This window comes from Chitinophaga deserti, assembly GCF_003149455.1.
GTDB lineage: Bacteria > Bacteroidota > Bacteroidia > Chitinophagales > Chitinophagaceae > Chitinophaga > Chitinophaga deserti.
Genome location: NZ_QFFK01000010.1, coordinates 238,221 through 248,341, shown reverse-complemented (window position 1 = coordinate 248,341; position 10,121 = coordinate 238,221). Strand labels below are relative to the sequence as shown.

Annotated in this window: 9 protein-coding genes and 1 tRNA gene; 1 reads left to right on the top strand and 9 read right to left on the bottom strand. The window is 47.2% G+C overall.

What is annotated here, in order from left to right:
* Positions 1-102 precede the first annotated feature (102 nt).
* The 6 genes from DEV76_RS22010 to DEV76_RS21985 all read right to left on the bottom strand — a co-directional run bounded on the left by DEV76_RS22010 (position 103) and on the right by DEV76_RS21985 (position 5,063).
* Positions 103-486 carry a very short patch repair endonuclease gene (locus tag DEV76_RS22010; protein WP_232827021.1) on the bottom strand — a complete coding sequence of 128 codons (384 nt, stop codon included), beginning with the start codon at positions 484-486 and terminating at the stop codon, positions 103-105.
* A complete protein-coding gene (locus tag DEV76_RS22005) occupies positions 483-1,436 on the bottom strand; it encodes a DUF4928 family protein (protein ID WP_109700094.1) in 954 nt (317 codons plus the stop codon). Before DEV76_RS22005 ends, DEV76_RS22010 begins: the two co-directional genes overlap by 4 nt.
* A complete protein-coding gene (locus DEV76_RS22000; RefSeq protein ID WP_109700093.1) occupies positions 1,420-2,568 on the bottom strand; it encodes a DNA cytosine methyltransferase in 1,149 nt (382 codons plus the stop codon). Before DEV76_RS22000 ends, DEV76_RS22005 begins: the two co-directional genes overlap by 17 nt.
* 218 nt (positions 2,569-2,786) lie before the next feature.
* Positions 2,787-2,860: transfer RNA gene (locus DEV76_RS21995), tRNA-Met, on the bottom strand.
* Between the two features lie 153 nt (positions 2,861-3,013).
* Positions 3,014-4,177 (bottom strand): MFS transporter, encoded by a 1,164-nt coding sequence (locus DEV76_RS21990; protein WP_109700092.1) that lies wholly within the window; start codon positions 4,175-4,177, stop codon positions 3,014-3,016.
* 124 nt (positions 4,178-4,301) lie between these two features.
* Entirely contained in the window at positions 4,302-5,063 is a 762-nt protein-coding gene (locus DEV76_RS21985) for an NIPSNAP family protein (RefSeq protein ID WP_109700091.1), read from the bottom strand.
* Positions 5,064-5,161: 98 nt separating this feature from the next.
* Here DEV76_RS21985 and DEV76_RS21980 point away from each other — a divergent pair, with 98 nt between their 5' ends.
* On the top strand, positions 5,162-5,425 hold the full coding sequence (locus DEV76_RS21980) for a hypothetical protein (RefSeq protein WP_109700090.1): 264 nt from the start codon (positions 5,162-5,164) through the stop codon (positions 5,423-5,425).
* A gap of 2 nt (positions 5,426-5,427) precedes the next feature.
* Here the strand turns inward: DEV76_RS21980 and DEV76_RS21975 are convergent, their stop codons facing one another.
* The 3 genes from DEV76_RS21975 to DEV76_RS21965 are packed head-to-tail and all read right to left on the bottom strand — an operon-like array spanning position 5,428 to position 10,116.
* Positions 5,428-6,963 (bottom strand): right-handed parallel beta-helix repeat-containing protein, encoded by a 1,536-nt coding sequence (locus DEV76_RS21975; protein ID WP_109700089.1) that lies wholly within the window; start codon positions 6,961-6,963, stop codon positions 5,428-5,430.
* Positions 6,964-6,970: 7 nt separating this feature from the next.
* Positions 6,971-8,260 (bottom strand): IPT/TIG domain-containing protein, encoded by a 1,290-nt coding sequence (locus DEV76_RS21970; RefSeq protein WP_109700088.1) that lies wholly within the window; start codon positions 8,258-8,260, stop codon positions 6,971-6,973.
* A 32-nt stretch (positions 8,261-8,292) separates the two neighbouring features.
* Positions 8,293-10,116, bottom strand: coding sequence for a RagB/SusD family nutrient uptake outer membrane protein (locus DEV76_RS21965; protein ID WP_109700087.1), 1,824 nt, complete (start codon positions 10,114-10,116; stop codon positions 8,293-8,295).
* Positions 10,117-10,121: the final 5 nt, after the last annotated feature.

Below are 10,121 nucleotides of genomic sequence, written 5' to 3'. Positions count from 1 at the left end.
ATGCCTATTAGGAACTGGGGCGTTGTCCTCCATCAGTTTTTAACTATTTTTGAAAATAGAATCAAGTTATAGGTACAAATACGAAACTCCGATTTTCTATGTTTACACAGTTAATGAGATAGTGCCAATCTCACATTCCCAAAATCTTAAAACTACCCATCCCTTTTTTTTAAGATACTCTATCACTTCTTTGTCTCGATCAACATTCCTTTGGCGTTTCTTATTCCAGTAATCTGCATTTTGCTTAGGCACAATATTTCGACAATAATGCCCATGCCAAAAACATCCGTCTGTAAATACTACTAACTTCTTTCTGGGGAAAACAAAATCAGGATTACCTTTCAAGGGATAATTTCGTCGCCAACCTTTGATATTGTTATTTTTAAATATTGTAAGGAGCCTTCCTTCAGTTGATTTATTTCCTTTACTTTTTACTTTCTGCATTATGGCTCTTCTTTCTGCCTTGGAGAAAGTGTCAGTCATCATGTTAGATTTGAGGGTAATTCAATCATCAGCGATTTATCAGTCTCAACTGCGTCTACTCTTTGATTATATATTGTTATGAGTTCTCTTAAATTAACAACAAGAAGATCTTTGCTAAAATTACTTATTTCATTTATATTCTGCGACACAAAACTTTCAATACTTTCTACACTAATCTGATGTTCACATATTTGCTCAGCAATTTGCCTAGCACCTAACAGTTTACTATCAGGCACTAGCAGAAGAGGATTTAAACCTTGCAAAATATTATGCTTACATTTATCAAAAACAGGAGGCATTGGAGCAACTGTTACATGTATTGGTGTTTGTCCAATAAGAAAATCTCCTGGACGTTGTGTCTGCATATCTGCAGTACTACCACTTTCATTAGAGACTTTAATATTTGGAAAACGAAGTTGCAGTTTTGCACCCACTAAATGCTGGGCTACATAACCAGCCTTTCCTTCATTTGTAGCCTCTTGTAATAAGCTGGAAATGACATACCATGTTGAAAGAGCAGGGTTAAAAGTAAATTTCAATTTCTGCCTGTTATGAAAATCCTTTACTCGCTCTACTAGATATTTTTTTTGAGCGTGAAGTTGCTCCTGCCACTGGATAGAAGTATACAATTCTAATTCCTGTATTTTCTTTTCAGTCTCGAGTAAAGATTTAATCTCAGAAGGACCTCCTCTATTTGTTCTTCCTCCTTCTTTGGCAAAAGGACGCTCTTCTCCATATGCCTTTAAGATTGTAGCCACCGCTGCGCCACTTGCCCCTTTTATTTGCATTCCACCTTCAGCTATATGAGCGGCAAAATCCAAATTAAAATCATCCTCCAATCTTGTAAGTACTACTAGTGCTGTTGCTATGCTACCATTTGCAGGTCCTTTGTTTGCTTTAACTACTTTAAGTGAATTATACCATTCTATAAAAAGGTTATGCGGTTGCTGCATACAGGTTGTTTATTTTTGTTTCCTTTTTGAAATTCTTAATCTCAGGATTTAGATAATGTTCAGTAATCCATGTTACAACAGGAACACAAACTGCATCTCCAAAGCCAAACAACGCTTCATTAGCTGTTCCAGAAAGAGTAAAATCATCAACACCCATCAGTTTTGCGCACTCCCTCGGTGTAAGTAATCGAATGTTTACCTCCCCTCGACCAACTTCCAATAGTATTTGACGGGCACTTCCTCCTTTAGGCGTTCGTAGACACCCTGCTATACCATCAAACCGAATTTCTGCCATTGACTTACCATTACGTACACGTCTAAAGGCTGTGAGGTAAGAATAAGTTTTGGCATCTTTAAGTTCTGATATTTTCAGATAATGACGTTCAAATGTTTGATTTAAAAGGTACGATACTCTATCTGAATCCCACCAAATTGATGAAGATTTTGAAACATTCTCTATAATTCCTTTAAGATTATTATTTATTGCAGGAAGTTCAGGCAGATCCGAATTTATACACCAATGAATTTCAGGATGCTCCTTAATAAATTTGACAAGTTTAGCTGGTCGTATATCTGTCTCCAGTAGCGGTTGACTAATTTCTAATTTAGGATTGTTTGTAAGTCGTCCAACGATAAAAAGCCTAACTCTACTCTGTGGAACAAAATGAACAGCATCCACGATAAACGCGTCAACCGCATATCCAAGTTTGTTTAAAGCAGAAAGAGCACTATAAAAATCCTCCCCTTTATTTGATGTCAGAAAACCAGCGACATTTTCGAGCAAAATTAATGGAGGCTTACGATTACCCATACCATTCAAAATATCGACAAATCCCCAAAAGGCAGAAGAGTGCTTCCCTTGCAAACCAGCTCTACGGCCTGCTAATGATAAATCTGTACAAGGGAATGACGCTGTCGCAAGATCAACGTTCGGAATACTATCAGGACTAAGTTTATGAATGTCTTCCAAAACAAAATGATCTGAGGCCCCCTTGAAATGGTTTAAATAAAGCCGTCTCTTTACAGGATCAATATCATTAGCTAATATAGTCGTCCAACCAGCCCGCTCAAGTCCCGCACGCATAAGTCCTATTCCGGCGAAAAATTCCGCCACTGTTTTGTTTTTTTTCATTTCTGACAGGTCTTACTGCGAAATTAAAGATTTTGCCAATTTATTTAGCAAGAATAATAAATCTTTAGGTTAGCCGGATTGGTTGATCTTAGATCAATAAGCATAGTCGATATTATAACGAGGGGATAATTTTGTTCTTCACTCAATGCTCAGCTAACATAGAATAAGACAAAACGTCATAAAAAAAGGTTTTCAGATATATCTGAAAACCTTTAGTGTAGCGAGATCGGGAGTTGAACCCGAGACCTTTGGGTTATGAATCCAACGCTCTAACCACCTGAGCTACCTCGCCAATTCGATCCTGTACCGTTTCCGGTTATTCAAAATCGGAGTGCAAAGATAACGGCTATCTATTAAAAGTCAAAAAAATCATGCAAAAAGTTTTCAGATTGTATGCTTCAGGATACAGCCTTCTTCTCTAACCCAATCCCAGTAAAGATTAGCGCTATTCCAAACGCTTCACAATTGCGCCCCCCAGTATCAGCATCGCCCCCCACTCCACCAGCGCCGCCGTAGTGAGGATCTGAACGCCCATTTCCTGTACCAGCCAGCCCATCAGCACATTCACCAACATATTACCTATTAACGCAATGGCCAGCACTATACTAAACGCCGTGCCCGACATTCCTGTATACCGCTCTCCCACATAACCCAGCATGATTGGGAAACCTCCTGCCAGCCCCGCCCCCAGTAATACCAGTCCGGATGCCGCAGGCAAGAAGCCGCCTCCTGTTTTCAGGAGTAACAGTCCTGCAGGGATCAGCAATAAGCTTACTGCCAGCATCTGCTTCGGCGGAACATTGCGAAATACACTGCCTGCCAGCAAACGCATCACGGTAAGTCCTGCCACATGGAGAGAGAGGCCGTACAATGCCTCCCGCTCATCCAGCGCATGGCCCGTTGTGAGGTAGGCCGTGGTCCAGTTGTTAATAATAGACTCGAAGCTGCTCTGGAAAAAGAGGAATCCGCCGATTAACAGCAGGGTAAGATCAGTGAGCAGCCTGCGGCTTTGTAAGAGGGGGAAACCCGTTGTTTGCTTGGGCGGCGGAAATCGCAACAGTGCAAACATGGCTGCGAGCCCCAGCGTTAAGGCGCCTACGCCTGATAATATATCCCGCCAGTGATAGAACTTCTTCAACTCCCCCATTACCTGGGGCATCGCCAATGCGCCAATCCCGAAGGCTACACCCAGCAGGCTCAGGGACGCTCCTTTTCCCCGGGCAGATATATCGGCCACCACGGCATTGGTTGCCCCGTTCATCACCCCGCCTGCCAATCCGAAGCAAAAAACGCCTGCTTTCAACCCCCATAAGGTTTCTGCCCCGGCTATACCTCTAAACCCTGCAAACAGCCCCAGGGAGGACAGTGTAAGCAGTATTTTATAGCCGTAGCGGTCGCTTACCGGGCCAAACAGCAGGGAACCTGCCAGTATGCCCAGGGGCATCACAGAATACAGGGAACCTGCAGATAACCCGTCGAGCCCAAATGCCAGCCGGAGATCGAGTGCTAATGTGCCCAGTGTAACTAATGCCACGCCAAAAAGGAGCAGCCCTGCACAGCAGGCCCAGAATAAGAGGTGCTTATTGTACGTGTAAGTAGAACTTAACATCTGTCGGAATATCTTTGTATGTGACAGTCTGCCGGCAACGCGCCGTTATGCCGCCCTTTTATTTTTCAGGCGTTTATAAAAAAGGCCCCGCCAAAGCAGAGCCCTTCTCAATAGTTTCGGCGTATCAAATATCAGAATATTCCGTTGGACGCAGGAAAATCTTCTCGTTGCGGGAAACATTGTTCTTGTATTCCTCTACGGCAGACAGCTTCTTCCAGTCAGGGTCGGCGGAGAAAGCTTTCCAGTGGGCGTCACGATCTTCCTGGTTCTGGAAAGTGGTCATGTACATCAGGTTGGGCATCCGCGAACCTGCCAGCACTTCCCCATAGAACACGGCATTGAAGTTCAGCTTGCGGAAAATTCCGATCTCATCACCGGCATTAAACATCTTCACTTTGTTGCGGCCATATTTTTCGGTCGGACTTTCATAACTGCGTAGTTCATACACCCGCTGGCTTTTAGGTCCGGTGAGCGCGGGTAGCTGCATAACCGGCATACCGGAGAAAGCTTTCAGCAGGATGGTTTCCATCCGGGCATAGGGCACCTGGTCGTGCGGTGCGTCTATATAATCCTTTCCGGCAGCGGCCAGCTGGGCATCCCTGTCCGGCAGGGAAGCCTGTTTGCTGAAATGCTCGAAGGATTTGTGGGGGATGAAGACGTAGATGCGCAGGTCGGCCGTGTCTTGCTGAATGGGCTTAAATACCCCTACCGATGCGATACCGCTGCGGTGGAGTGCGGGAAGCCCTGCAGTGCGCAGATAATCATCTACCCGCTGCAGCTGAGCCATTGTTTTAAAGTGATAGATGCGGATCTCATAAATTTCGGGCGAGGCGGCGCGGGCCAGCATGGTGCAGAGGAGCGCTGCTGCCAACAGGAAATGTTTCATATGGAATTTTTAAAATGCCCTGTCAAATTACGGCCCGCAGGTGAAAGTTGCAAGCCCGCCGAATTTATGTAGTTTGCAGCCGTAAGAAATACAACCCTATGAAGATTGCTCCGGATAAATGGAAACACTTTTTTGTTGGCATCCCCATGGGGGCAGTACTGATGGGCTTTTGCGCCTATATACTACCCGATGCTCCCATGAAAGCAGCGCTGCTGGCGATGGCGCCTGTTGTGGGTATCAGTTACGGCTTTGAGTTGTTCTCAAAAGTAACTGGCAAAGGGCATTACGATGTAATGGACGCCTTTGCCAGTATATTGGGCGGGTTCATCGGCATAGGTGCCGTTCTCCCTTTCCTTCTTTAAAATTATTGTACCGCGCCGATGCTCACTTTCCCGTTCACTACACGCGGCTGACCATAAAAATCTACCGTACCACCTTTATTATCCAGCAACACAAATCCCTGGTTCTTAGCGGGGGAATTGGCAGGAATACGGAAATCCGTTCCCTGTAACGGATTTTGTCCGTGAATACTCGCCGCATCTATACCGGATGTAGTTTTCCATGCCGTAAAATCGGTGATGGCAGGCCCGTCAACCGTATTCCAGATCCATCCGGCCGGGTTAGCGGGGGCGAAATAGAGGTTATTATCAATTACATTGCCGCTGCCGGTGTTGGTGTACTTGTGAAAGAAAAGATCATCTGCACCGGCAATCACCAGGTTGTTACGGATCACATTGTCGAAGCAATGCTCTGTCATCCGGAGTTCGCCTTCGATTTCACCGTAGGCTCCCCTCTTGCGGTTGTTCCCCATTAGTGTGTTGTTCACAACATAGCATCTGCGGGAACCGCCACCGGTGTAGTTCAGGTATCCTCCCAGGTAAATCCCTACGCGGTATGAGTTTGTAACGATATTATTCCTGACGATGCAATCGCTGGTAGGGAATGCATCCGTTTCACTGACAACGCCAATTCCACGGTCGCAATCATCCACCCGGTTGCGCTCTACGGTAATGTTACGCGCGCCATCTACATATATGGCGATAGCACCATGTCCATGCTGGCCACCAATTGGCCCTGTGGTCATATTGATGTTCCACAATTCGTTTTCGGTGATAACGCCGTTGCGGGCATAATTGTATTCAGCAACAGGGTTACCTGCGTATCCGCCGGCCGCATCTATGCCAATGTTTTCCGCATTGTACACTTTGTTTTTACGGATCACAAAACCATCTACATAGCCGTTGATGGTAAGGTTTTCGCTATACCCGGTGTTACAGTCGTGGATCTCGTTTTCTTCCACCAGCACATTTTTCATCGGAATATTGGTATTACCGATGATTTCAATACCATGCCCGCTGCGCCCGTCGGCAGGAGCAGCATTATGCTCGATATTGTAAATTTTATTCCGGCGGATGATGATGTTGCTGGAACCTTCATCAGCCACAACACCATTTGGGCTCACCCAGGGTGCGCTGCTGATAAAGTTACAGATATCAAAGCCTTCCAGCACTACGTAGCTGGCGTTGCGGATAAAAACGAGGGCATCCTTTCCGGAAACCGTTTGCCCCGTTCCGTCTATCACCGGTGTTTCACCCGGATAGGCTTTGAGGGTAATCAGTTTTCCTTCGCGGCCGCTTCTGGGGAACTTTACTTTCTGGTAGTACTTCCCTCCTCTAACCATCACGGTATCGCCCGGTACTGCTTTCGCCAGCGCGTCATTGATACGGGCGTATGGCGATTGTATTGTACCGGTGGCGTTATCGTTTCCGGTTACAGAAACATACAGTGTGCGTGGCGCATCAGTTTTAGGCCCTTCATTTCCTCCCCCTCCGCTTTTACCGCATGCTGCGGCAGTAAGCAGAGATACAAGCATTATTCCGTTTACGATCATTCCTTTCATACTTTATTTATTCAGATACGATTTTCCTGATACGATTGTTGTTCTTATCGATTACGTAAGATATCCCCTTATCATCCGTGGCTACGGCGAGCGGGCCGCGGAAGGAGGCGCTTTCGTTCAGCGCGTTCATATATCCATATGTGCTGCTGCCGGCGTAAGTGCTCACGGCCCCTGTTTTACCGTCGATGAATCGGATACTCTGGTCAGCATTATCTACACCGTTCCAGGTACCGTTTCCGGCTACCAGCAGGTTGTCTTCACCATCCACCGCGAGCCCCCATGCGTTGGAGAATTTTGCGGTAGTGGCGGGGCCATTGGCATAACCGGCCACATTTTCGGTACCTGCAAAGATGCTTTTAGCCCAGGTATTTTTCTCAAATTTATATACCACCTGATTGCCGCTGCTTACCACAAACAGGTTGCCTTTGCTGTCGAACCCGAGCCCTGCAGGATAGGAAATCCCGGTAGCTACCGTTTCCTGTGTGCCCTGTGCCGGGATGCGGTATACGCCGCCGGAGCCGGTACAGCTAAAGAATACTTCGTTGGTCAGTTTATTGACGCCTACATGCCAGGGGTCTGAGCTGGCGGTGTGCCAGGTGGTTACCACGCCCTGCGGGGTTACTTTCTTGATTTTCCAGGAGCCGGGGTCTGCTGTATAGATATTATCGTCTTTATCGATTGCCAGGCCGTACAGGAGGCTAAAGCGCGCCTGCTGGCCGGTGCCGTCTGCATCTCCCTGAACGTTGGTACCGGCGAAGGTGGTTACCATGCCTGAAGGATCGATTTTGCGAATGCAATAATTACCTACATCAGTTACGTATACATTGCCAGCTTTATCGATGGCAATGCCGCCACCACGGTGCCAGTCTGTACCGTTGAAGTTGAACATGGCATCTTCCCCTTTACCATTGGCATAACCGGCAGTTCCGTTACCCGCAAAGGTGGTAACGGTACGGGAGAAGATGTAATTGAAGGTTCCTTCACTGAGTACTTCCTTTCCTGCGATCTTAACAATCACTTTCCCGGAACCGCATCTTTTAGGTACTACTGCCATGATCTGGTTCATGTTACTGCCAACGATGGCCAGCTTCTTCCCATTGATGGTTACTTCCACTTCTGATGTATCGTTACTGAAGTTGGAACCATTGATGAGGATGGAAGTACCGTGACCACCGGTGGCTGGAATGAAACCGGACAGAGACATGGGCACGCCGGGTTCGTGGGCCGCTTCGTCTTTCTTACAGGCCGTCATGAACAAGGTGGCGGCCAGTATATATCGTGTGAATGCTTTCAACATAAGTATTTGCGTTGAATGGTCTGATCAATGAATTACCAACCGGGATTTTGCACCAGCGCCCGGGCACGCTCCATATCGTACTGGCTGATCGGGAAGAGATACATTTTATCTCTCCAATAGCGTTGCTGATAAAGCTTCCTGGTGTAGAAACCCGTGAAGGAGAAGCCCTGGTTGCTATCGTCAGCATTTACATCCATTCCATAAATGGCGGTATTCTCAGCCTTACCGGCAAGAAGGCGGCGGTTCAGCGTCCAGTAGCGGTCGCCTTCGAAGCAGAGCTCTACCTGACGCTCCCGGAGAATGTGCTTGCGCATGGCAACCTTATCGCCTACTGCTCCGGGATACACTGTTTCGATACCCGGTAACCCGGCGCGCTCACGCACCAGATTGAGATATTTTACGATATCAGTGTTCGAAGGCTGGATTTCATTCAGCGCTTCCACATAATCCAGCAGGATCTCTGCATATCGGAAGAGGATGTATGGGGCCTGATGCGGCACCTGATCCCAGTAAATATTGCTGGTGGAGCTGATACGCTTCTGTACGAGGTATCCGGTAATGTTATTACTTCCTGCCCAGCGCTGTCCGGATTTACCGGAGTAATAGAATTCTGAGCGCCCTTTTCCGTCTACGTTCTGAGGAGAAGAGAAGAGGTTACGGTCATCAGTAGTACGGGCAGCTACTACCGGCCGGGCATTGTAGTTGATAAATGCATAGAAGCGGGGCTCACGATCTGCATACATGTTCCACTCACCTTTGTGATGACCCCATGATTCAGGCTGATCATTGGCAGCAAACCCATTCTCCACATATTGGGAAGCCGGATCACTGATAAGGCGGCCATTTTTCATGGCGAATGCATCTACCACGTTCTGTGTGGCGCAATACATGGAATAGCCACCGGGCGCAGGGGAAGCACATTTGGTAAAGCCCCAGCGGTTCCAGCCTACCACACCGAGGATGATCTCGCTGTTCCAGTTGGTCAGATGCACATCGCGCACTGATTCGTAGGGATTGAAGACAGTGCCACCGTTATCGAGATTGGTATATAGTTTATAGATATTGAGATCGATCACGGCTTTGGCAGCATTGGCTGCAGCAAGCCAGCGTTGGGGATCATTGCTGTCAGGCGCCAGTTGCTTCCCATCCTGATTTTTGAAATCCGAGAATGCAGGATTACCATTCCAAAGCTCGCTGGCAGCCAGCTGGGCTACTTTCGCTTTGATGGTAAGACAGGCCCCTTTAGTAGGCCGGCCATTGTTGCTGGCAGACTCCCATGTTGTGGGAAGCACTGCCGCCGCTGCATCCATCAGTTCATTGATGTAAGCAGCACATTCATCGAAAGATGCGCGGGGATATTTGTTATAGTCATCGTTCTGGCTCAGTACGCCGGTTACTTTCACAAACGGACCAAACTGGCGGAGCAGGAAGAAATAATAATATCCACGGAGGAATATAGCTTCGGCTTTGTATTGCGCCTTCAGCTCATCGCTCAGTTTATCAGAAGGCACCTTGCCAATATTCTGTTCAAATACAAAAGATTTGCGGATACCGGCATACATGCCCGGCAAGTAGTTGAAGTAGGCTGCCCCGGGGCTCCAGTTCCCTGAAACCATCTGCCGTACATCGGTAGTACCAATAGAAACAGATGATTCATCGGAAGCTCCCATGGATGCGAAATCGCCCCCGTCGGTCAGGTAAATATGACTGTATACGTTATGAAGATATCCTTCAGCCCCAGCCCTCGTCTGCCAGACCATCTCTTCGGTCAGCAGGTTATCGGGCTGCTTGTCAAGGTATTTCGTACAAGATGCGAAGCAAATAGCCAGCAGCGGAAAAAATAATCTCTTGATCATATCGG